We start from the raw sequence: 22,015 nt of genomic DNA, 5'->3' as shown, positions 1-22,015 counted from the left end.
TTGTCGTTTCCGCCTCAATACCGAAAGCAAGCTGCCTGCAAAAAACACAGACAGCCTGCTGTTTATGAGTATTATAACATTCACATGGAAAAAGCGAAAGATGTTTTTCCATTCCACTTCCGGTAAATCAAACCGTTGAAAGCGGTTTTTCTCTTTTACAGCTCATAAAAACACTCCTTATCCCCCCAGGAGCAGTGTCTGCACGCCGGATTTCTCCCATTTTCCACCAGCTTCCGGAACTTTTCGGCTTGTTCTCCCCGAAACAGTGCCTCAAGCGGCTGTTCCCGCACATTCCCCATGGAAAAGTCGGTAAAATCAGTACAAAACGATGTCTCCCCGTTCCACATAATATGGAGATGACGCCATGGGGAAAGACAGGGCCTCACGATTTCTCCGGAACGAACATGCGGCAGATACCGGACTTTAAAAGCATGCGTCCCGGGCTCCTCCAGGCGGAATCCGGCCTTCTCCATCTCCGAATCCCCCTCACCACTCTGCCTCCACGATTCAACCGCCTCCGCTTCGATGGAAAATTCCCGTTCCATCACGGCTTTATATTCTCCAATCTCCCGGCCGTTTAAAACGATCATATCCTGAAGCAGCACCTCATCCACGGGAAAATCCGACAATTCAGCAAAAAACTCCTTCAGCTGCCCTTTCAGCTCCTCCGTCAAAACGGCCATACAGACCACCGGCAGTAAAGGCGCCGCCCTCTTTACTGCAAGCAGATTCTCCCGGATCTTCCGGAATGTTCCCGCGCCGCGGATGCTGTCATGGAGCTGCTCCGGTCCGTCAACAGACACGTAAATCTTGTCCAGGCAGTCCGGGACAGTCTCCGCATGCCGGTCCAGCAGAGTCCCGTTTGTAACGATTCCGACCCGGTACCCCCGTTCATGAAGTGTGGAGGCGATCTCATCAAAGCACGGGCTCATGAGGGGTTCCCCGCCCCAGAGCATGACCGATGGCTTCTTTCCGGCGGCCGCATCCAGCTCATTTACGATCCCAAGCCACTCTTCCGTTTTCAGGGCCATGCTCTCCTTGCCGTCACGCAGCGCGCTGTTTTTCCTCTGTCCGCAAAACCAGCAGTTTAAATTACACTGCCTGGTCAGCTGTAAATGAATCATCTCCAGTCGTCGTTCCATCTCACTCTTCCTCAAAATATCGCATCTCCATCAGCCTCTCCTCGATCAAACCAAGCTGGGAGCTCATAATATCGGGTGAATACAGGGAACGGAGCCCGGCGATTCCCAGTTCCTCCATCGCCCCCGCCACCCGGTCATTTGCCCGGTACAATGCCTCCAGCGCCTCTCTCACATTAAATCTGCCGGGAGAAGTCGGAGCAGGCGGCCATCTCGCATCCGACACCCACCCTTCGGTAACCGCCCGAAAGGCCGCAGCCAGCGCTTCATTCTCATGCCAGTCGATCTGCTTATAGGCGGCGATCCCCTCGATCCCCTCCAGAATCATGCGGCAGGCCGGATCCAGCTGCAGCGCCTGATCCGTATTCAGCCATGCCTTTGCCGTTCCCCCGTGCCACGCAGCCCCATTTTCAATTTTCAAAATGGACAGGTTCTCCAGAAGTTCTGCGGATTCCACCACCTCCGAAGGTGTCGCCGGAACAAATCCGCTTTCTATGGACAGGTCCATGATTTCCTTAAAGCGTTTCAAGCTGTCGCCTTCTTCCTCAAAGAACCTGGCCTGATTAAACTGTTTGACATAGAAGTATGCCGAACTTCCTATGTATTCCGCATCCTCGGCATACGGCATGATAAAGGAGCCTGTCTCCTGTGCACGCGTGTTCCAGCGGCAGAACATGGACTGAATCTCCTCATAGCGGACCGCCTCGTTTCTCACGCCCTCCGTCGCCCCCATCAGATACCAGAGCAGCAGATTTGCCATACAATCGGAACGGAAGATCAGCTTCAGCCCGTTATCACAGATAGAGGGATTTGTCAGATACTTTAAATACTCCGGCTTATCCTTTATATATTCCTCAATAAGAAACAGCTGGTTTTTATTGCTGTGCCCCTGCACGTCATAGCACAGTCCGGTGGCCTTTCTTATCTCAGGAAATGAGAGGAAGAAGGAATCGGCGTCCATAATGAGTGTCTCGATTCCCACCTCCTTATAGATGCCCGGAATCTGTGCGTTCCAGCTGCATTCCGGATTCCATCCAACCTTCGGGCGGATTCCCGTATAACGCTCCCATGTATCCAGGCTCCTTAGCAAGGTATGTACCGCCACCTCACGCGGCACATTTCCCATCATCAGATGTGTATACGGGGATGCCACCGGCTCCACCTGACCGTCCAGAATCAGCGCCTTCAGCTTTTCCATGACCTCGGGAGCCAGCCTCTCTATTTCATCCAGCGTCTTGCCGCTGGCCTCAAATCCTATTTTATACTGATTGTCTCGAACCAGGTCAAACAGCTTTTCATAGCAGTTTTTCACGACCCATTCCCGCCGTTCCATTTTCAGCTGGGAATACTGGATGTTCGCATGTGGAAGAAAAATAACTTTAGGCCTCATAATTATTTGCTCCAATCAAAGATTATTTTAAATACATCCTCGCCCTTCGCCATCTTGTATTCAAATGCCTCCGCACACTTCGACACCGGCCAGATCTCCACCGGAAGGCCGTTCGTATCGAATTTCCCCTCGCTGATCCAGGTAAGAATCTGCTCCTTACAGCCGGGCGCCAGCGCACAGGACATGGAAATTGTGCAGTTCTTTGTAAACCAGCGGTGATAGCTGTCCATGATAATTTTCTCCGGATAATCCCCCTGCCAGTGAATATGGCCCGGCGCATCGTCGGTTCCCCAGCCGCCGTCCTTCAAATATTTATGGAGAATACCTGGCACCTCCGCATTGCCGGAGCACTCGATGATCTGATCCGCCATGGCGCCTCCGGTGGCCTTCCTGATTACCAGTTCCGCTTCAAACGGATCGGTCACAATATCCACATACTTCTTCGCAATGTCACGCCTGAATTTATTCGGCTCAATGGCAATGACTCTCAAATTCGGATTTACGATCTTTAAAATCTGCATGGCGCTGATTCCCACCATGCCTGCGCCGCTCACCACAATCGTCTGTCTGCCCTCCAGATTCAGCATCCGGATTCCCTTTAGGGCCACACATGGAAGATAAGCCAGCACACCGTCAATATAGGAGAGGTTTTCTGGAATCTTAACCATATAGTCAAATGTGTCATTCGTGGTATCGGAATCCTTTACCGTGTATTCGGAGCCGCCGCCCCATGCGGCACAGACATCACCGTATTTCCGGCATTCGTTAATCATAACCCGGTCTCCCGGTTTCAGGCTTCCATCGCTCTCTTCCCCTGCCGCGACTACCTCACCGGCGGTTTCATAACCAGGCACCAGCGGATAGTAGCACTGTTCCGGATGCTGAAGTCCCTTATAGGTCTTCATATCCGTTCCGCTGGAAATACTGCTGTAATACGTCCGCGCGATATAGGCATCCTTTTTTGGCTCCGTCAGAGTAATCTCCCTTAAGCGGACTTCATATGGTCTCTCGATCACGACGGCCCTTGTCTTCTTATAATCGTAAATAGTACTCATAGCCAGACCTCCTTCAAAATAGTCTCCAGGTACTGTTTGCTGCGCCTGGTCCCTTCTTCTATGTCCTGTGGTTCCTCATATTCGATCATCAGGGTATCCGTCCATTTCAGGACCGTTTCTATGGTGCGCTTCCAGTCTCTCTTCTCATCTCCGATGGCTCCAGGTTTTAAGCGACCGCCCGGCAGCTTCACAAAATCCTTGATATGGGCATAGGCGATGCGGCTGCCGACAAGCTCCGCCGTCTCTTCCACGTCGCATCCCGCAATGGCATAGAGATTGGCCGGATCGTAGACGAATTTCAAGCTGTCATCCGTTTCCCGGAGAATTCTCTTTAAACACCCGGTCTCCGTGGCTGCCGAATGGAAATGAACCACCCCATCCGGATACGCCGTCACTCCCCCATGGGTCTCCATGGCTGTCACCACTCCATGCTCCTTTCCATACCGGGCTACCGTGTTTAACGCATCTATCATACGAGAAAAGCGCGTCTCATCCACTTCCCTGTAAGGCGTAAAACCAGCAAATATCCGCAGCGTTTCCACTCCTAAAAAGGAACAGATATCGATTACCCTCTTAAGCTTCCCGATATCCTCCGCTGCCGCGTTCCCGTCTTTAAGCGTAAAGTCATTGCCTGTCGCCGCGGTATCCAGAGAAATCCCAAATGCTTCATACTCCTTCTTTACCTGCTCGAGAAGACGTACATCTGCGTCTGTCTGCACATCCGCAGGCGAATTGGCGATTCCCAGCTCCAGGGAAACGAGCCCCAGGCGCCTTACCAAGTCAAGCTGCTGCGGCAGTGTAAGTTCCCGAAAGCCCCACGCAGCTGCTCCGATTCTAATCTCCTTCATGCCTCACTCATCCTTTCACCGCTCCCGCGATCAGTCCCTGAATCAAATATTTCTGGAAAATCAGATAAATAATAATGATTGGAATACATACGATCATGGCTCCGGCAAACGCCGTCACATAATCCGTATTTAAATATCCGTTTACCACAGAGTAGAGCCCTGCGATAATTGTCCTCTTCTCCGGCCTGCTCACAATGGTAAATGCCAGCACAAACTCGTTCCACACCCACATAAACTGATAGAGAAGCACGGTGGCCAGAGCCGGTTTCGCCAGAGGAATGGCGATGTTGGCGAAAATTTTAAATTCCCCTGCTCCGTCTATCTCCCCCGCCTCGTAAAGTTCATACGGGATTCCCGCAAAAAATCCCTGAAGGACAAAGACTGCGAAGGGCAGGCCGCCCGCCGCATAGGTCAAAATCAGTCCCGCGTGGGAGCTGCCGAATCCCAGCTTTCTTAAGACAATAACGATGGGAAATATGATCATTCCAGCCGAAATCGTTTGTCCTGCCAGAAGATAAATCAAGGTCACCTGACTTAAATTTCCCTTATACCGGGAAATGGCAAAAGCCAGCATCGTCGCAAAAACCAGCATCAATAACAGAGAGAAAGCGGTAATCGTCACACTGTTTTTCGTGAGAACGGCAAAATCCGCTTTCTGCCACGCATTACTGTAATTGGAAAACAGGAACTTTTCCGGAAGGCTCCAGGGCTTAGTCATCAATTCCTTTTTAGATTTAAAGGAAGAAAAGAAGACCCAGATAATCGGGATCATCGTGACGCTGAATACCATCGCAAGTACGAAACCTAAAAATAACTTTTTTACTGTCTTCATGCTGTCCGTCTCCCTTCTCAATCCGCAGTCCTGTTCTGTATTTTCATCTGGATAAAGGAACAGATGATCACAAACAGGGTCAGTGCTGAGATGATTGCCATCCCGTATCCGGCGTTGGAATTCGTAAATACAGTTTTATACGAATACGTAAGAATCATCTCCGTGGTATAATACCCCGGTCCTCCTTTTGTCATTGTGTATATCAGGTCAAAAACTCTGAATATATCTATAAATACTAAAACATAGACAATTGTGATAATTCGTTTCATACACGGGATGGTGACATTTCTGATCACCTGCCACCTGCCTGCTCCGTCCAGCACCGCGGCTTCGATCAGATCGATGGACACGGACTGGAGACCCGCAAGAAACAGAACGAAATAGACCGGAACCATCTTCCAGAGAGAGGTAAAGGTCACCGCATACAGGGCCGTCTTCGTATTGGTAATCCAGCCTGTGGCCAGCCCTCCCAGTCCCACCGCCTTTAATATCTCGTTTAAAATACCGTACTGCGGATTATAGATCCACTTCCAGAGAAACACGGTTACAATCGTCGGTATCATAGCCGGCAGGTATGTTACAGTCCTCCAGAAGGACTTTTTCCTCGTGAAATTCTCAACCAGATAGGCGACGGCAAATGCGGCCACCGGAACGACGATCAGGGTGATGATTCCATATTTAATGTTGTTGAGAACCGATACTCTTAAGATACTGTCATACAACAGATTCACATAATTCTTAAATCCCGTAAACTGCGCGTCCGCCAGATTCACGATGCCGTTCCAGTTGGTAAAGCTGATATAGAATCCCAAAAATACGGGAAATATCCAGAACACAGTGTACACGGCCAGCGCAGGAAGGGAAAACATTAGAAAATATTTTCGGTTCCTTCTCTCTTTCATAAAATGTACTTGAAGACTCAGCTTTAGACATGAGAGGAATTATGCCCCTCTTGACTCCTTTGTGAGCTCCTTCTCCTTTTTAATAATTTTCAATTGCTCAAACATCCGCTTGCATTTCACTCTATTATTATGTATAATATACCCATATTTAAAGTTAAGTGAGAAAGAAAACCGTTATGTAATCGCAGAGAAACACCTGATTACGAAGGCATTTATCTCGCCCCTTCCAGTGCAATATATGTTGTACTGGTTTTAAGAGAGGAGCCGGATGTATTAATCCGGCCCCTCAATTTAACTAGAAAGTGAAGATTCCCCCACATCTATAGGCGGAAGGGTAAATCGCCAAAACAAGTTTAACGGTAGTGGCGGGCGGAGAGAAATCGGTATCCCCCACTGACATGAGGTCAAACTACACATCTCTAAAAGGTGTGGCCGCACTCTGTGAAATTACCGAACGTGGATTGAAACAAACAAACGCTATTTCTGAGCCTGCTCCTCTTCCCAGATCTTCTGGACATGATCCAGCACACCGGCCGGAGTCTGATTTCCCTGAATCATCTCCTGGATGCCCTTGATCATATTATCCAGTACCTTGGAGGACACCATGTCCAGAAGGTAGAAGGAATCTGCGGTTCCCGCGCCCTTTAACTGCTCTGCCGCTGTAAGGAGAGCCGGCTGGGTAAGACCTGCGTTCCATTCATCCACATTGACTATCTTTCCTAATTCTGTTACGTCACTCTTCTGAACCTTTTCACCAAATAAGAATGCCAGTGCGTCCTCGGCTGCCTCCTGATTCTTCACGTTTGCCGGAATACACCACATGCTGCCCCAGGTAACCGACACACTCGTCTTTGGATTCTCAACAAAATCCATCTTTTCAATGATATTGTACTCGAAATCGTCTTCCTTCGAAGAATCGATAGCCGATGCCATGCCCGTGTGAGCCGTGTACATGCCGGCCTTCCCCATAACGAACTCGGCAATCGCGTCATCGTCGGAAATATAGTCGGCGCTGGACTTATCAATTACGCCGCTCTTAACCATCTCATCGACAATCGTCATTGCTTCCACCATGGAAGGATCGTTGTATTTCGCCTCGTTATTATAGGCTTTGATCAGCAGGTCCGTACCCACAAGCTGAGCCTGTACCTTAGCCAGAAGATCTGGTGCACACCAGTTCCCGCCGCCGGTCACAATCGCTTTGTACCCATTGTCATTTAAAGTCTTCGCGGCATTTGTAAGTTCCTCAAGATTTGTAGGCTCTTCAATTCCCAGCTCCGCAAACAGCTTCGTGTTATAGAAGATACAGCTTGTATTTGCAAAATCCGGGATTCCGTACACGCCATTTTCCGGATTATTGAGCGGGCCTGCCCATGCAAGCGCGCCTTTGTTGTAATTCCAGCCCTCTTTTCCAAGGAAACCGGTCAGTTCCATGAGCTGTCCATTGGCGGAATATTCGTTGAAGGTCGTCTTCATCAGCTGTACAATCTCCGGCGGATTATCCCCCATCAGCTCCGCCTTCACCTTGTCGTCATAGCCCTCTGAGCCGTAAAACTCCAGATTAATCTTTACCGGATTACTGTCATCTGCGTTGTACTCGTCCACAAGAACGGGCCAGTTGGAAATCTGGCTCTCCGACCATTTAATGAGGACTCTTACCTCCGGCCTTTCCGCCGGCTTCTCACTCTCTGAAGCCGCCTCCGTCACAGCCTCTGTCTCCTTTTTCTCCGCAGCCGTAGTCGTCTCTTCCTTCGTGGCAGGCGCTGATCCGGTCGATCCGCATCCGGTCAGGGCAGAAAATGCCATTGCTGCTGTCATTACGAGTGCCAGTGTCTTTTTCTTCATTTCCTTCTCCTCCTGTAATCAACATTTTTAATATGGTTCATGAATAGTTTCAACCTCATCTGTAGCCTTTTAAAACAAAGAAACCGCGGTTTATAGTGCACTCTGTTTATTTTTTATTGATTTGCAAACTTATTTTTGTTAATATTATAATATAATAAAGATTCATCAAAAACAATATGTTTTGTTGTATTTTATATAAAAAATGTTGTCTTTCAGGAGGGACTTATGCAGAGAAATATGATAGAAATCTTTCGAAAGAATATTTCCGGGGAATCTTCATCCCTTTCCTTTGGTTTTGCCGGCCGGGAACAATGTATGGGCAGCCACTCCTTTGGTCCCGCCAAGAGGGCCCATTATCTGATTCATTTCATTATAAAAGGCAAGGGTGTCTTCTTTGCTGATGAGAAAAAATACGTATTAAAACAGAGGGACATGTTTTTAATCCGGCCCGGAGAGACAACATTTTACTATGCGGACGAGGAGGATCCCTGGGAATATGCGTGGGTCGCATTTGTTGGAAGCGACGCGGCGCAGATTACGGAAAGCTGCGGTTTTGCCTATAGTCCCGTGGCGACCTATCCCGATTCCCCGGAACTGATTGAATCCATTGACGACATCATCCGCCACATGCAGTCCGGTGATGAAAACGATTACTACCTTCTCTCCCGGCTGTACAACATTTTTTACCATCTCTCCAGACCGGTCATCAACACACAGAATGCCTATAAGAATGAGATTGTCCGCCGCACGGTAGGCGTGATCCGGAGCAACTATTTTGAGAAGCTCACTATCCAGTGGCTGGCTGACCAGGTCCGGGTTGACCGGACTTATCTTTACCGCCTGTTTAAGAAAGAAGTGGGTATATGCCCCAAAGAATACTTAACCCAGTACAGAATCCGTATGGCCACGGTCATGCTGTCCACGACAAACCAGTCCATAAAGGAGATCAGCTACGCCTGCGGTTTTACCGACACCTCCCTTTTCTCCATCTGCTTCAAAAAATACTTAGGCTTCACGCCCCAGCAGTTCCGGAAGATCGACGGAATTCAGCAGCTTTCTTTCCAGATGATTGAGGATGGACAAAAGCAGGGGAAGACAGCGGGACCGGTTGAACTGTAATCAGGACAACAAAAAAGGAGCCTGGCAGGTTCATCACCTGCTCCGGGCTCCTTCTCCGGCAGCATTCCGCTCCCACAGAAATCTTCTTCGATACTTAAGTTCCGCATAATCCGTAATTTTCTTTAGATAAACGCAGTCCGACAAACCTCCCGCGACACCCACAACAGGCAGTCCCTGTACAAACTTCATATACAGAAGTTCCTCCGAGAGCCGGTCCGCCGTCTTGCGCATCAGAACCTTCTTCTCTTCCAGTCCGCCGGTTCCTTCGATCCAGCGGTTAATCCGCTCGTTATCCTCAGCCAGTTCCCCGCCCCGTTCCAAAGCAGTCTTGATAATCTCCAGCAAAAACTCCTGCTCCCGCTCGGACTCGTAGGCGTACCCGTAACTGACGGCAATCTCATAAAGGCTCTTCAGAATCACGCCTGTAAACAGGGGGATATCCGGTATCCCGATTCCGAAGACCCCTGTGCCGATTCCCTCCACTCCGGAAATCAGCAGATTCTTCGTCTTAGACACCCCCGCCTGCTTCGAAAATGCCTTCAAATTCTTCCTGTTTTCCTTCAGACCGGCGGCATAAGCGTTCAGTTTCTGCCTGTACTCCCCGTCTTCCTTCCGGTACGTCTTATTGATCACCGTTCCGCCTTTTTCGAAAACCAGCTGAAACGCCTTGTAAAACGCGGCATCCAGCGTTCCCTTTAACTTCTCCGGGACTACCCGGTCCAGCTTCTGATTGATGATCGACGGCCCCTTTTCCTTCTGCCGTTCCACGAAACGCGCCTCGCTCTTCTTAAGCGCGGCCCATTCCTTTTCCAGCGCCGTACTCTTTTTCCCCAGACGCTTTCCCGGAAACTCCATGTTTAATACACCTCACTTCCAAACGGCATCAGAGCCAGCTTCGCCAGTTTGAACTGCTGAAGCCCAAAAGGAATTCCAATCACCGTGATGCACAGCACCACTCCGATCAGGGCCGACTCGATCGCTAAGGGCAGCCCCGACACAATGAGCCAGATTAAATTTAAGAGAAAGGATCCCGCGCCGCCGCCATACCGGACCTCTTTTCCAAACGGAAAGAAGCTGAGCGCGGCAAATTTAAAGCACTGCATCCCCACCGGAATGCCGATAATCGTAATACACCAGAGGCAGCCCGTAAGCGTCCAGCTCAGGCCGCTGATGAAACCGCCGAATATAAACCAAAGTAAATTACCAAGACAACCCATATTATCCCTCATTTCTATTTATTCCACTACACTGTACCATCCCGCCGCACGCTGTGCAATCCCTGGACAACAGCTTTTAGAAAAAAATAAGGGTTCGCTAAGAATTCTCTTCGCTTTCGTAACAGTTCCGCCTTCGCTTCCGGCAGCAGCCAGTCGGCCTGGCGCTTTCGTATCCCGGAGCTTTCCTGTGACTTTGCAGGGCATTAGCAGTTCTTAATGCGCAGAATTTTTCGTTCAGTGAAACTCCCCACCTGTCTGAGCGAAGCGAGTTTGGGGATTTTCACTGGTTTTTAGAAAAATCCTGCACATTTAGAAATACTTATGCCCGAAACCGGAACTGGAAAGCTCCGGGATACGAAAGCGCCAGGCCGACTGGCTGCTGCCGAAAGCGAAGGCGGAACTGTTACTCGTTTTCCTCTCCGGACCAGACGGCGTACCACTCCAGACAGAGCTCATGCCAGACAGCGGCCGTTTCCTCATACCGGCGGCAGAGCTCCGCATATTCCGGTTCCTTGTCCCACCTCTTTCCAGACCAGAAGTCTTCCGACACCATCCACTCCTGTTTCATTGCTTCCTTCGCCGCGTACAGTTCTCCTGCCTGCGCACCGGCCGGAATCATTTTTTCGGATACCAGACGAAGCCGCCAGTCGATATACGCATCCTCCGCGGATATTTCCCTAAGTCTGTGACGCTCCGCCTTCGGAACCGCCCTCATACCGGCGATCAATGCCTGTTCCTCTGCCTTCATCTGGGCCGCCAGACCGCCTTCTCCCTCCGATTTTCGCTTTCTTTCCAGGTAATGCGCATAGCCAAACGGGTAATACATCACCGACTGATTTTCAAAAATCAGGAGTGAATCGGCCACCTCGCTCAAAAAGTACCGGTCATGGGAGACGAACAACAGCGTTCCGGTATAGGCGCGGAACGCGGATTCCAGTGTTTCCTTCGCCTGAATATCCATGTGGTTCGTCGGTTCGTCCAGAACGAGGAAATTAGGTCTGCTCTGCAAAAGCTCTGCAAGCACCAGCCTGGCCTTCTCCCCTCCCGAGAGAGAAGATACAGATCTCTGTGCCACGCGCCCTCCAAACAGATAGGCCCCCAGGATGGTGCGCGCCTCCTTTTCCGTCAGAGCGGGAAATAAGTCGTGAAAATGATCTGCCACTGTTTTTTCAGACGTCACCTGGGCCGAAAGCTGGTCAAAATATCCCATGGTAATATTGACTCCGACAGACATTTCTCCGTCCAGCGGCGGCAGGAAACCTGCAACCGTCTTTAAAAAGGTCGTCTTTCCGGAGCCGTTTGGCCCCAGGATGCCGATCTTCTGTCCCCGCCGGATTCTCAAGGTGATCTCCAGCAGGGCTCGGTCATAACCGATCTTTAAATGTTCCGATTCAAAGACCCATTTGCTGCCGATTATGAGCGGCGTCAGTTCCCCGGTAAAGATATGGATATCGTCTTCCTCCGGCTTCTCCACCCGGTTCATCCGTTCCATGGCCTTCTTCTTCGCTCTGGCAAACGACGCCTTGGTCGGTTTGTGTTTAAACCGTTCCACCACGGAATTCAGCCGCTCCAGTTCCTCCTGCTGGCTCTCATACGCCTTTTTCTGCAAGCTAAGCTGCTTTCGTTTCTGCTCCCTGTATGCGGAGTAATTCCCCACATAGCGGGTAAGCTTCCCTCCCGCCACTTCATAGACTACATCAGCCGTCCGGTCTAAAAAAAAGCGGTCATGGGATACCATCACCACTGCCTTGTCATACTGCCTTAAATACTCCTCCAGCCACTGCACCGTCTCTAAGTCCAGATGATTCGTCGGCTCATCGAGCAGCAGAATATCCGGTTTTTCCAGCAAAAGCCGGATCAGTGCAATCTTCGTCTGCTCTCCTCCGGAAAATTCCGACAGCTTCTTTTTTTTATCCTCTTTTGAGAATCCGAAACCGGTAAACAGGATATCATACTCCCGCTCATAGTCGAACCGTTCCCGGTCCCATTCCGAAAAAATTGCGGAGCTGCTTAGGCCTGTTCCATTTTTACCCGCGACCTCTCTTCCAGGGCAGCCCTTAAGGAGTTCCTCCTCCACCGTGCATGACGTATCACCGAAAGGCTGCTGCCTCATCATACCCACGGTAAGTCTTCTGGAAGCCATGATTCCCGGCCCATTCCGTTTATCGTCCCGGTCCAGAGAAATCTCGCCCGCTAAGAGTCTTAAAAGAGTCGTCTTTCCTGCCCCGTTCTTCCCGGCAACTGCAATCTTTTCCGTTCCCTTTATTTCAAAATCAATATGGGACAGTATCGGCACTCCGCCGGCGCTCACCGTCCCATCCATTATCTGGTATAACATAACAATCCCTTTTTTCTGTTTTATTTTATTTCTGCCTCTTAATCTTATCACACCATTTCCGCCGGCGCTATCCCTATTTTACACCGATGACGCGGGATTTTATACCGATACCTCCGTAACGTGCTGTCCAAAGTTTTTTTGTTTCTTAGGAAGAACTTTCCTGTAATAAAAAAGAAACCCGGAAGAATCAATGATTCCGCCTGAGTTCCTTTTCCAGCCAGCTTCTTTTTTCAGCCCATTTCTTTTACAGCCTGTTACCTTTCACTAACTTCTCCGGCTTTCAATGGCAGCCGTGACTTCCATGGTTCCCATGGCTTCTGTGGTGTCCTCGCTGGCTTCCGCTACCCGGTCCGCAGTTCTCACTGTGATACGAGCAGGTTCCATCCTGGCACGTTCCACGATAGATCACTCCATCATGCTCATGGCAGGCCTCTGTCTCACAGCCTTCCACAGCACACGACTCATACCGGTCGCAGACACGTGTCGATGCCAGCGCCGGAAACGCCATACTCAATACAACAGCAGATGCAAGAATGCCGGTTACTATTTTCTTCATAAATTCATTTCCTCATTTCATTTTTTATTCTCGTTTAAAGAATACGACGGCTCTCTTCCAAAATGTAGGGTCTGAAAAAATTTTTATTGATTTACATAACCTGGAAAAAGCTGTACAATGGCATGGAACAGGAGGTGGAACCGTGAACGACATTGAAAACCGCATAAAAAAAGCTCAGTCCGATTCCGCAGAGCTTGAGCAGCTTTTAAGCGACTATCTGCCTCTCTTAAAAAAGCAGGCCGGCGCGGCCGCATCTCCGCTTCTGGATTATGAAGACCGGCTCAGTCTCGCCATGCTGACTTTTGTCAGCTGCGTCCGCCAGTACACGGAGAACAGGGGCAGCTTTATCTCATTTTTCTCGGTCTGCTTTCATAACCGGATCAATGATGAGATTCGCAGGCAGAACCGGTATTTGAAGAGTATTCAGCCGCCTGGTTCCGATGCGGCCGAGCTGGAAGCCGCGGCAGGGAAAGCCTCCTTAGAGGCCTACGACAGGGAACAGGAACGTCTCTCCCTCTGCGAAGAGATTGACCGCCTTTCTGAGGCGATCGGCGTATACGGCGTCGTCTGGAAAGATCTGCCCCGTATTTGCCCCAAACAGGCGCGTGCAAAAGCCACATGCCGCCAGTTAGCTACGGCCGTACTTTTGAATCCGGAATTTCACACCATGTTTTTTGAACAAAAAAAGCTCCCGCAGGCACAGCTTGCCTCGGCTCTCTTTATTTCTCCGAAAACCATAGAAAAGCACAGGAAATACATTGTAACTCTGATCATCCTCTTATCCGGAGATTATCCCGGAATCAGAGCATTTCTTCCACAATACAGGGAGGTGATACCGATTGAAGACGGGAATTATCATTGAAATAACAGGAAAAGAAGCTGTCATAATGAAAAATGGCGGAGATTTCGTCTCACTCCCGGCAAAAGAGGGCTGGAAAAAGGGGGATATCGTCCCTGTAAAGACGAAACCGCGATCCCGCCGTTTTCTCACAGCCGCCGCTGCCATCGCCGCCTGCCTGTGCTTCGTAGTAACCGGAGGCGGTTACCACTATTATTATGCACAGGCGGCTTTAATCAGTGTGGATGTCAATCCTTCCATTGAACTGACCGTCAACCGCCTGGATCGTGTAACCTCTTCCTCGGCGCTCAACGAAGATGGAGAAGCTCTGCTCTCGGGCATCCGGCTGACCGGCATGGAGTGCGGGGAAGCGGTAAAAGAATTGCTGCAATCCGAAAGCGGAGAACCGTATCTGTCCGGAAATAAGAACGTGGTAGTCACCGTCTACTCAGCCAATGAGGCCAGACAGTCCCGGCTCCTGGAGGAAATCCGAGAGACGGCGGATACTACCGTAACCACGCTGCACCCAGACGGAAATACGGAATACCGGGCTGTGACCTCCGAGGAGGTGGAAGCCGCCCATTCCTGCGGAGTGACTGCAGGCAAATATATTTACCTGCAGAAGCTGGAGGAGGCGGCACCTGAAACTGATATTACCCAGTACAGCCATTGCTCTATCGATGAAATCAAGGAACACATTTCCAACTGTGAAAGCCGGCACCAAACGGATTACGAGGGATCCGGGAAGGCGGGATCCAGATCGAAATATTCCGGGTCCGAACACACAGATTCGAGGCATTCGGAATCGGAGCACTCGGATTCGGAACACGCAGATTCGGAACGCTCGGATTTGGAGCACTCGGATTTGGAACACTCGGATTCGGAACACTTGGATTCAGAACACGCAGATTCGGAACACTCAGGTTCGAAGCATTCGAGTTCGAGGCATTCGGGTTCGGAACAATCAAATTCGGAATAATCAAATTCGGAATAATCAAATTCGGAACAATCAGATTCGGAACAATCAGATTCGGAACGCTCCGGGATGGGGCACTCTGATTCGAAACACTCTATTTAGAAACACTCTGGGGTGGGACACTCTAATTAGGAACACTCTGGGGGTGGGACACTCTAATTAGGAACACTCTGGGGCGGGACACTCTAATTAGGAACGCTCCGGGGCAGAACACTCTAATTAGGAATACTCCGTGACGAGGTACTCTGTTCAGGAACACTCTGAATGCTCGTACTCTAATTAGGAACACTCCGAATTCGCTTCCCTGACTCATAAGTTCCCGGCTCACACACCTCCGATCCTGCCCCAAAAGAATCCCTTGCCAAATACAGCCAGAACTGCCATATCACAACAGAAATTAAGGGGGTACCAAACATGTTAGGCTTATATATTTATCCGCCGCCCAAAGGAACCGAATACACAGCGGCCGATCTCGAACAGCCGGATAAAGTTATCGAGTTATTCGGCTACTGCGGTATTTTAGAAGGCCTGATCACCAAAGAAGGCTGGGATTTTCTAATTCAATTATATGGGTATGAAAAGCTTTTCGAGATGGATAAGGCCGGAATGTGGTTTGATGCTGAAACGATCGAAGAGTATATGGAAAATGTTCAGTATGAAAGAGCGATCTCACCCGATTCCTAATGCGGCACATTCCCCTGAATGGAGACGAAAAATATGTATTACCAAAACTGGTCTGAGTTAAAAAAATTTAATCCTGTCAAAGACGGAAAATGGGATCAGGAACTCTTGTATGAATATCTGGTATCCAGTTGTTATAAAAATTTTGAGCAGCCGCTTAATGACTTTTTCAGTTCCTACCAAAATGATGAGGCCTTGGCGGAATTACTCTTTGACTTCCTGTTGAATGAGGAGTATGATGGTTCCGAATCACAAATAGGAGCGGCATTTTACCTCTCTAAATTTGATAAAGCAATCCTAAAAAAGAAAAAAGATTTGCTATTGCAGGCCCAGCAGAATCCCGTTAATTGGAAACGCCCATTTAAAGATAACAGTTATCTGGAATGGCTTTAAGTTTTATGCTTTAAGTTTCAACCTTTATGCTTCCCCCCATATTCCAGTCTTCCCCTCAAAAAACAATCAAAAAATCAAACCATAAGGAGAAAACAATATGCAAACTATCATCATAGTATTAAACCCCGGTAAACTTACAAATCCCGATCTGGACTTACGCTATCTCATACCAGACCGCGTCAGCGAGATCACAGAAGGCGCCGTACGTGATAACGGTTACGATTATATTGACTGCGAAGGCGCCGGCCCGCTGCTGGGAATATGGCTCGAGACAGAGAACGCCGCCCAGAGCTGGCCTGTCATCGACAAGCTGTTCCGCGAAGAGAAATTTTTAGACAACGACTTATCCCTGTCAGCAGAACTATATATTTCAGAAAATGAAACAGAAGACCTGGAAAACTGTACGCAGGTTTTCCCCGCATAAAAACCAGTTTTTCCTCACAACAATACCCACATAAAAAGTCGAAAACTGCCGAAATATTTCTCAGCAGTTTTCGACTTTTTTTACAGGGAATCATGCGTGCGCGCTCTCGCTCTTCTGTCCCGAACCGACTGAATCACCGGCACCAGGAACATGGCGATAATACCGCCGGCAAATCCATTGTTATAAAGATTCATTCCTCCGTAGACGATTCCCACATTCAGCGCCACAGATGCGTGCAGGAATCCGGCCAGCACACCCGCTACCACGCCGAACTCACCGGCGATCGGCGCCAGAGTCGTGGAGAGTAAAAGGGCCAGCATGGCGCTGGGATCGGAGATATTCCACGTCTTCACAAAACTTCCCAGAATCACTCCTGCCATAACCGGAAGTATGTTCCTCAGATGCTTTCCCGTGGCACTGAATCCGACGATGGTAAAGATACCTCCGATGGTCGGACCGTTCAAATCTCCCCCAACCAGCAGCACAATCAGCGTGGAAGCGATTCCATTGACACCCATGTTAAACAGCGTCGGCGCAAAGCCCTCACTTTTCACGTAATCGGTGCCGCTTAAGCCATACGTCTTCCAGATTTCCATATACCGCTTCCAGACCGACTCCGCGATGAGGCAGGAAAACAGGATCATACCGCCAAACAGCCCGAGAAGCAGTCTGGCAAAAAGCACGTCATTTCCCGTGGACCAGATCAGACGAGCCTCCGTCTGAAGCCCAAAGGATCTCATCAGAGAGACGATAACCGTCGCTATAATTCCAGATGCAAAGCCCACATTATAAAGGGAGTAGCCCTTATGGGAGTAATGAGTATGTGTGGAAAGCGGCGGCAGTACGAACCCGATGATCATACCCACAAGTATACTGAGCGGCAGCCTTACGGCCAGCGGCAGATGTCCCACCGTCATAAGCTGGGTGATAATCGGTGACAGGCTGGTTCCATAGAAACCAACATAGATGTACCGCGTAACTGAGGTCTTATGATAAAAGGCATAAAGACAGACGCCCATCATGATCGACCAGATATTTAAAATATTCTTTCCGAACAGAGAAAAACCAAACATTAGAAAGCAGGAGGTAATCGTGTGGCCGCTCATCTCCATCCCCAGATAATAGACAATGGCAATGGAAATCAAAGCCATCACACCGGCGTTGACAAACGCGGCCCCAATTCCTCCGATCGCAATATAATCCGTAATCAGGAAATCCGGTTCCCTGATAATCGTAATAATTCCCTTTAATACTTCATTTAACGGCTGGAGAAACAGCCCCGCAGCCATAAAATAAACCGGCACCAGGGCAAGAATCAGAAACTTCGTCCGTCTTGACAAAGGTCCGTGATTTCTGAACTTGTGTAATAATTGTCCTGTCATGTCGTTTCCTTCCCATATTACGTAATATCGGTACCGGATTATTTTATCATACTATTTTATTGGTGAAAAGCGTTATTTCTTTCAATCCACGCCCGCCGCTGTCGTTATATTACAGGTATCCTTAATGTCTCTGTTCTCTGACTATTTTCGTAAGCTGTATCACCACAGTCGGTATTACCGCCAGCAGATAGACCAGTCCGATCTGGCTTCCGGTCAGAGGCGCGACAGAAAACAGTCTTTCCAGGAACGGTACAAACATCACCAGGCTCAGGAGTGCGACACCCGCCAGAAATGCACCCAGACTGTACCAGTTTCCCGAAAATCCAATTCGGAAGATCGAATGGCTGCTTCGGCAGTTAAATCCATGGAACAGACGCGCCAGTGTCAGCGTACAGAACGCCATGGTGCTTCCGACCGCGGCGCCGCCCTGGTTCAGTCCCAGATGGAAGGCTGTCATGGTACAGACAGCGATCAGGCCGCCCTGCAGGATCAGCTTCATCATGAATTCCTTTGTCAATATTCCCTCTTTCGGATTTCTCGGTTTCTGAGACAGCAAATCCTTTTCCGCCGGCTCCATACCGATTGCGATGGCCGGAAGCGAGTCTGTCAGAAGGTTGATAAACAGCAGATGTACCGGTGCAAACGGAACGGGAAGCGCCATGATGGATGTGTACAGTACCGACAGGATCCCCGCCATATTTCCTGATAATAAAAACTGTATTGCATTTTTGATGTTCCGGTATACGTTACGGCCGTTGGCCACAGCCTTGATGATGGTTGCGAAATTATCGTCCGCCAGAATCATGGAAGCCGCATCCTTGGACACCTCGGTTCCCGTAATTCCCATGGCTACACCGATGTCTGCTTTCTTAAGGGCCGGCGCGTCATTGACACCGTCTCCCGTCATGGATACGATATTGCCTCGTCTCTGCCATGCATCGACAATCCGGATCTTATTTTCCGGAGACACCCTGGCGTAAACGGATATCTTCGTAATCTTCCCATCCAGCTCCTGATCGCTCATGGCGTCCAGTTCCGTTCCTGTAACCGCCAGATCGCCTTCTTCAAAGATACCGATCTGCTTCGCAATGGCCGTCGCCGTGATCTTATGGTCACCAGTGATCATAACCGGGCGAATTCCGGCCCGTTTGGCGTCGGACACGGCCTCTTTTGATTCCTCCCTCGGCGGGTCCACCATGGCTACCAGTCCGAGGAATGTAAAGCCGTTCTCCGTTTTTAAGGAGAGAACGTGGTCGTCTTCCACCTCTTTATAGGCAAATGCAAGCACACGCAGACCATTCTGGGAGAATTCCATATTCTGGCGGTTGATCTCCTCCCGGTCTGCCTCCGTAAAGTCCCGGATTCCTTCTGCGGTGCGGATATGGGTTGTCCGGTCTAACAGGACATCGACAGCGCCCTTCGTCAAAATAGTAGGCACACCGTGCAGTTCATATTTGGTACTCATCAGCTTTCGGTCTGAATCAAAGGGAATCTCTTCCAGACGGAGCATCATCGTCCGCAGGACATCGTCATTGACACTTACTTTTCTGGCCATTTCCAGAAGGGCGTACTCGGTGGGATCTCCGATTCCCTTACCGTCAACGAGGGTGGAATCATTGGTCAGAATCGAGTCGTATAAGATATAACGGTGAAGCTGTTCGTGCAGATCCAATTCTTCCGGACGGAACGTATTTCCGTCAATGTAAATCTCCTGGACCGTCATCTTATTCTGGGTCAGGGTTCCTGTCTTATCGGAACAGATAACAGAGACGCACCCCAGACTCTCTACCGCCTTCAGCTCCTTAATGATAGCGTTTTCCTTTGCCATCTTCTGCGTTCCCATGGCCTGCACGATGGTTACGATGGAACTGAGTGCCTCCGGAATCGCCGCCACGGCCAGCGCCACGGCAAACATCAGAGAGTCGAGAATCGGCATCTTCCGGTATAAGCTTAAGGCGAATACAATGGCACAGATGACCATGATCACCGCCGCCAGACGTCCGGAGAACTGGTCCAGACTCACCTGAAGAGGTGTCTTCTTTTCCTTTGTCGCGTTCATCAGACTGGCGATCTTACCGATCTCCGTATCCATTCCCGTTCCTGTCACCACCACCATGGCCCTTCCGTAAGTGACAAGGCTTCCGGAATATACCATATTGGTCCGGTCCGCCAGAGGCATCTCGCCGTCGATCGTCCCTTCCTCCTTATCCACGTTGGTCGATTCTCCTGTCAGGGAGCTCTCATTGACCTGAAGCGAATAGTTGTTTAAGATTCTTCCATCGGCCACCACCATGTCTCCCGCTTCCAATAGGAGAATGTCGCCGGGAACCACCTTGGCAGACGGGACCTCGATCTTCTGGCCGCCGCGGATCACCTTTGCATTGGGTGATGAAAGGCTCTTTAAGCTCTCCAGGGACTTCTTCGCTTTTTCATGCTGTACGGTTCCTAAGATCGCATTCAAAATAATAACCGCCACGATGACGATGGTGCTCTCCACGTTTCCCGAAAACATGGAAATGACGGCTGCCACAATCAGGATCACCACCAGAAGATCACAGAACTGCTCTGCAAATACTGCAAGCACGCTCTTCTTCTTTCCTTCCATTAACACATTTTCGCCCTTTTCAAGGAGAAGCGTTTCCGCCTGACCGGCCGTAAGCCCCTCCTTCGTCACATGCAGTTCCTTTAATATTTCCTGTTCGTCTTTCTGATACCAATCCTTCAAATTTTCCTCCATTCTGCCGTTTCCAAAAAAACGGCTCTGCATCAAACATAAGCAGAATCCACAAAACGTCCGGTTCATCAGCCTCTCGCGCCGGAGCGAGGCTGCTTCAGCAGCCAAATTTCCTTAGCGCGGAGGGCTTTTTATGTAATAGGAGTACTTTTCTATTACACAAGAAAGAGTCCGGCGAGCCGGACTCTCGCGCCGGAGCGCGGTCACTTCAGCGGCCATACTTCCTTAGCGCGGAGTGCGCATCCTCCCGGAGGGTTTTTATTTCATAGGACGGACTTTCCTATGAAATAAAAAAGACTTTTAATGTACCTATTATTAAGAAATAACCCATTTCTCAAAATAAATACATTAAAAGTCTGGTAACCAACTGTTGGTATGCATCACCAGACTGTTTTCACAGCCAGGATGTTGATGATGCACTAAAACTACTCCCTCTTAATGAATCTGATTCAGCAGATGTTTCGTATTCGATTTGTGATTAGTAGTATATCCGTTTTCGTAAGGGGTGTCAAGGCATATTTGACATTTTTTCTCATCTGAGGCGATCTTCACAGATTCTTAATCCTGCCCCTTTGCCCTCTCTTCCCATGGAACCGTGCTGTTCACCAGTTCTGCAAAACGCTCCTGGGACGGCGCTTTCCCCTTGATTTTGGGAGGAAATGTCTCCTCAAATTCCAGGAACGCCGGATCTGTCACCGGCGGAAGCTCGTAGGCCGGTCCTTCCGAATATCGGCCTTTTATCGATGCCGCGGCCTCCGGTTTCAGCAAACAGGCCAGAAGCGCCGCCGCACACTGATTCTCCCCGTTTCTGACGCCGTACGTTTCCGCAGGCACAAAACCGGTCTTTGAATAGTAATCCGGGTCTCCGTAGATAATAATAACGTCAGCTCCCATGTCTGCCGCCAGCTTCTTCGAGGTTTCAATGAGCCGTTTTCCAATCCCCTGCCCCTGATAAGCCGGCAGGACGCTGATCGGCCCAAAGGTCACTGCCGGATGAGTCGTTCCATCGTCACACTGAATCTCCGTGCGGGCATACATGATATTTCCGACAATCCGCCCGTCCCGCACTGCCACGAAATCCAGCTCCCGGATAAATTCCGGCCTCTCCCTCATAAGATGTGCCAGATAATGCTCACAGCATCCCGGCTCGTGGACGTTCCAGAACGCCTCTCTCGTCACTTCCTCTGTCTCGCGGTAATCCCCGGGTCTCTCGTTTCTGATCAATACATCCATTTGCCGTCTCCGTTTCCATTTCCCTTCCAAAGGGAATTATTTATCCACACCAGGGCCTGTTTATTTCAATCCACATTTAGATTCCTTACAGCTGCACGCCCTAAAAAATTCCT

General features: G+C 49.7%; 20 protein-coding genes. 6 read left to right on the top strand and 14 right to left on the bottom strand.

All coding sequences use genetic code 11. From position 1 onward, the window contains the following. Positions 1 to 155: 155 nt before the first annotated feature. The 7 genes from H8S80_RS00935 to H8S80_RS00905 all read right to left on the bottom strand — a co-directional run bounded on the left by H8S80_RS00935 (position 156) and on the right by H8S80_RS00905 (position 8,011). Positions 156 to 1,142: a radical SAM protein gene (locus H8S80_RS00935; protein ID WP_117631502.1), complete on the bottom strand. Its 987-nt coding sequence runs from the start codon at positions 1,140 to 1,142 to the stop codon at positions 156 to 158. Position 1,143: 1 nt separating this feature from the next. After that, complete coding sequence (locus H8S80_RS00930) at positions 1,144 to 2,529, bottom strand: polysaccharide deacetylase family protein (RefSeq protein ID WP_117631500.1); 1,386 nt, start codon at positions 2,527 to 2,529, stop codon at positions 1,144 to 1,146. 2 nt (positions 2,530 to 2,531) lie between these two features. Continuing rightward, positions 2,532 to 3,584 (bottom strand): zinc-dependent alcohol dehydrogenase, encoded by a 1,053-nt coding sequence (locus tag H8S80_RS00925; protein ID WP_117631498.1) that lies wholly within the window; start codon positions 3,582 to 3,584, stop codon positions 2,532 to 2,534. Then, entirely contained in the window at positions 3,581 to 4,432 is an 852-nt protein-coding gene (locus tag H8S80_RS00920; RefSeq protein ID WP_117631496.1) for a sugar phosphate isomerase/epimerase family protein, read from the bottom strand. The genes H8S80_RS00925 and H8S80_RS00920 overlap by 4 nt, the downstream gene beginning before the upstream one ends. A gap of 7 nt (positions 4,433 to 4,439) precedes the next feature. Then, the gene (locus tag H8S80_RS00915; protein WP_055657287.1) at positions 4,440 to 5,264 is read right to left on the bottom strand and encodes a carbohydrate ABC transporter permease; all 825 of its coding nucleotides are present in this window, start codon (positions 5,262 to 5,264) and stop codon (positions 4,440 to 4,442) included. Between the two features lie 17 nt (positions 5,265 to 5,281). Next, positions 5,282 to 6,100 (bottom strand): carbohydrate ABC transporter permease, encoded by an 819-nt coding sequence (locus H8S80_RS00910; protein ID WP_243010376.1) that lies wholly within the window; start codon positions 6,098 to 6,100, stop codon positions 5,282 to 5,284. Positions 6,101 to 6,643: 543 nt separating this feature from the next. Beyond that, positions 6,644 to 8,011 carry an ABC transporter substrate-binding protein gene (locus H8S80_RS00905; protein WP_117631494.1) on the bottom strand — a complete coding sequence of 456 codons (1,368 nt, stop codon included), beginning with the start codon at positions 8,009 to 8,011 and terminating at the stop codon, positions 6,644 to 6,646. A gap of 225 nt (positions 8,012 to 8,236) precedes the next feature. On the opposite strand from H8S80_RS00905, the gene H8S80_RS00900 reads away from it, so the two are divergent. Beyond that, positions 8,237 to 9,130 carry an AraC family transcriptional regulator gene (locus H8S80_RS00900; protein ID WP_002600774.1) on the top strand — a complete coding sequence of 298 codons (894 nt, stop codon included), beginning with the start codon at positions 8,237 to 8,239 and terminating at the stop codon, positions 9,128 to 9,130. A gap of 33 nt (positions 9,131 to 9,163) precedes the next feature. Here the strand turns inward: H8S80_RS00900 and H8S80_RS00895 are convergent, their stop codons facing one another. The 4 genes from H8S80_RS00895 to H8S80_RS00880 form a co-directional block, all read right to left on the bottom strand. Next, positions 9,164 to 9,985 (bottom strand): EcsC family protein, encoded by an 822-nt coding sequence (locus H8S80_RS00895; RefSeq protein WP_117631492.1) that lies wholly within the window; start codon positions 9,983 to 9,985, stop codon positions 9,164 to 9,166. A 2-nt stretch (positions 9,986 to 9,987) separates the two neighbouring features. Next, the gene (locus H8S80_RS00890) at positions 9,988 to 10,347 is read right to left on the bottom strand and encodes a YccF domain-containing protein (RefSeq protein ID WP_002600776.1); all 360 of its coding nucleotides are present in this window, start codon (positions 10,345 to 10,347) and stop codon (positions 9,988 to 9,990) included. A gap of 403 nt (positions 10,348 to 10,750) precedes the next feature. Further along, positions 10,751 to 12,685 (bottom strand): ribosomal protection-like ABC-F family protein, encoded by a 1,935-nt coding sequence (gene abc-f, locus H8S80_RS00885; RefSeq protein WP_117631564.1) that lies wholly within the window; start codon positions 12,683 to 12,685, stop codon positions 10,751 to 10,753. Between the two features lie 280 nt (positions 12,686 to 12,965). Then, entirely contained in the window at positions 12,966 to 13,241 is a 276-nt protein-coding gene (locus H8S80_RS00880; RefSeq protein ID WP_002600778.1) for a hypothetical protein, read from the bottom strand. 142 nt (positions 13,242 to 13,383) lie between these two features. On the opposite strand from H8S80_RS00880, the gene H8S80_RS00875 reads away from it, so the two are divergent. The 5 genes from H8S80_RS00875 (at position 13,384) to H8S80_RS00855 (ending at position 16,553) form a co-directional block, all read left to right on the top strand. Further along, positions 13,384 to 14,103 carry a sigma factor gene (locus H8S80_RS00875; RefSeq protein WP_117631562.1) on the top strand — a complete coding sequence of 240 codons (720 nt, stop codon included), beginning with the start codon at positions 13,384 to 13,386 and terminating at the stop codon, positions 14,101 to 14,103. After that, a complete protein-coding gene (locus H8S80_RS00870; protein ID WP_117631490.1) occupies positions 14,081 to 15,058 on the top strand; it encodes an anti-sigma-I factor RsgI family protein in 978 nt (325 codons plus the stop codon). Before H8S80_RS00875 ends, H8S80_RS00870 begins: the two co-directional genes overlap by 23 nt. A gap of 411 nt (positions 15,059 to 15,469) precedes the next feature. Next, on the top strand, positions 15,470 to 15,739 hold the full coding sequence (locus H8S80_RS00865) for a hypothetical protein (protein WP_002600783.1): 270 nt from the start codon (positions 15,470 to 15,472) through the stop codon (positions 15,737 to 15,739). Between the two features lie 33 nt (positions 15,740 to 15,772). After that, positions 15,773 to 16,129, top strand: a complete 357-nt coding sequence (locus H8S80_RS00860; RefSeq protein ID WP_117631488.1) for a hypothetical protein — start codon at positions 15,773 to 15,775, stop codon at positions 16,127 to 16,129. Between the two features lie 97 nt (positions 16,130 to 16,226). After that, on the top strand, positions 16,227 to 16,553 hold the full coding sequence (locus tag H8S80_RS00855; protein WP_117631486.1) for a hypothetical protein: 327 nt from the start codon (positions 16,227 to 16,229) through the stop codon (positions 16,551 to 16,553). Positions 16,554 to 16,633: 80 nt separating this feature from the next. Here the strand turns inward: H8S80_RS00855 and H8S80_RS00850 are convergent, their stop codons facing one another. The 3 genes from H8S80_RS00850 to H8S80_RS00840 form a co-directional block, all read right to left on the bottom strand. Beyond that, positions 16,634 to 17,935, bottom strand: a complete 1,302-nt coding sequence (locus tag H8S80_RS00850) for a DUF1576 domain-containing protein (RefSeq protein WP_002600786.1) — start codon at positions 17,933 to 17,935, stop codon at positions 16,634 to 16,636. A gap of 121 nt (positions 17,936 to 18,056) precedes the next feature. Further along, on the bottom strand, positions 18,057 to 20,660 hold the full coding sequence (locus H8S80_RS00845) for a cation-translocating P-type ATPase (protein WP_117631560.1): 2,604 nt from the start codon (positions 20,658 to 20,660) through the stop codon (positions 18,057 to 18,059). 567 nt (positions 20,661 to 21,227) lie between these two features. After that, a complete protein-coding gene (locus H8S80_RS00840; RefSeq protein WP_117631484.1) occupies positions 21,228 to 21,902 on the bottom strand; it encodes a GNAT family N-acetyltransferase in 675 nt (224 codons plus the stop codon). Between the last annotated feature and the right edge of the window lie 113 nt (positions 21,903 to 22,015).

This window comes from Hungatella sp. L36 (assembly GCF_014288035.1).
Note: the sequence above shows the minus strand (reverse complement) of the source record. Positions and strands in the feature narration are given on the sequence as shown.

Excerpts from the sequence above, each read along its gene's own strand:
- abc-f (WP_117631564.1), bottom strand. The coding sequence starts at position 12,685 with ATGTTATACCAGATAATGGATGGGACGGTGAGCGCCGGCGGAGTGCCG.
- H8S80_RS00860 (WP_117631488.1), top strand. The coding sequence starts at position 15,773 with ATGTATTACCAAAACTGGTCTGAGTTAAAAAAATTTAATCCTGTCAAA.
- H8S80_RS00840 (WP_117631484.1), bottom strand. The coding sequence starts at position 21,902 with ATGGATGTATTGATCAGAAACGAGAGACCCGGGGATTACCGCGAGACA.
- H8S80_RS00905 (WP_117631494.1), bottom strand. The coding sequence starts at position 8,011 with ATGAAGAAAAAGACACTGGCACTCGTAATGACAGCAGCAATGGCATTT.
- H8S80_RS00920 (WP_117631496.1), bottom strand. The coding sequence starts at position 4,432 with ATGAAGGAGATTAGAATCGGAGCAGCTGCGTGGGGCTTTCGGGAACTT.
- H8S80_RS00880 (WP_002600778.1), bottom strand. The coding sequence starts at position 13,241 with ATGAAGAAAATAGTAACCGGCATTCTTGCATCTGCTGTTGTATTGAGT.
- H8S80_RS00865 (WP_002600783.1), top strand. The coding sequence starts at position 15,470 with ATGTTAGGCTTATATATTTATCCGCCGCCCAAAGGAACCGAATACACA.
- H8S80_RS00925 (WP_117631498.1), bottom strand. The coding sequence starts at position 3,584 with ATGAGTACTATTTACGATTATAAGAAGACAAGGGCCGTCGTGATCGAG.
- H8S80_RS00900 (WP_002600774.1), top strand. The coding sequence starts at position 8,237 with ATGCAGAGAAATATGATAGAAATCTTTCGAAAGAATATTTCCGGGGAA.
- H8S80_RS00890 (WP_002600776.1), bottom strand. The coding sequence starts at position 10,347 with ATGGGTTGTCTTGGTAATTTACTTTGGTTTATATTCGGCGGTTTCATC.
- H8S80_RS00850 (WP_002600786.1), bottom strand. The coding sequence starts at position 17,935 with ATGACAGGACAATTATTACACAAGTTCAGAAATCACGGACCTTTGTCA.
- H8S80_RS00935 (WP_117631502.1), bottom strand. The coding sequence starts at position 1,142 with ATGGAACGACGACTGGAGATGATTCATTTACAGCTGACCAGGCAGTGT.
- H8S80_RS00855 (WP_117631486.1), top strand. The coding sequence starts at position 16,227 with ATGCAAACTATCATCATAGTATTAAACCCCGGTAAACTTACAAATCCC.
- H8S80_RS00915 (WP_055657287.1), bottom strand. The coding sequence starts at position 5,264 with ATGAAGACAGTAAAAAAGTTATTTTTAGGTTTCGTACTTGCGATGGTA.
- H8S80_RS00895 (WP_117631492.1), bottom strand. The coding sequence starts at position 9,985 with ATGGAGTTTCCGGGAAAGCGTCTGGGGAAAAAGAGTACGGCGCTGGAA.
- H8S80_RS00930 (WP_117631500.1), bottom strand. The coding sequence starts at position 2,529 with ATGAGGCCTAAAGTTATTTTTCTTCCACATGCGAACATCCAGTATTCC.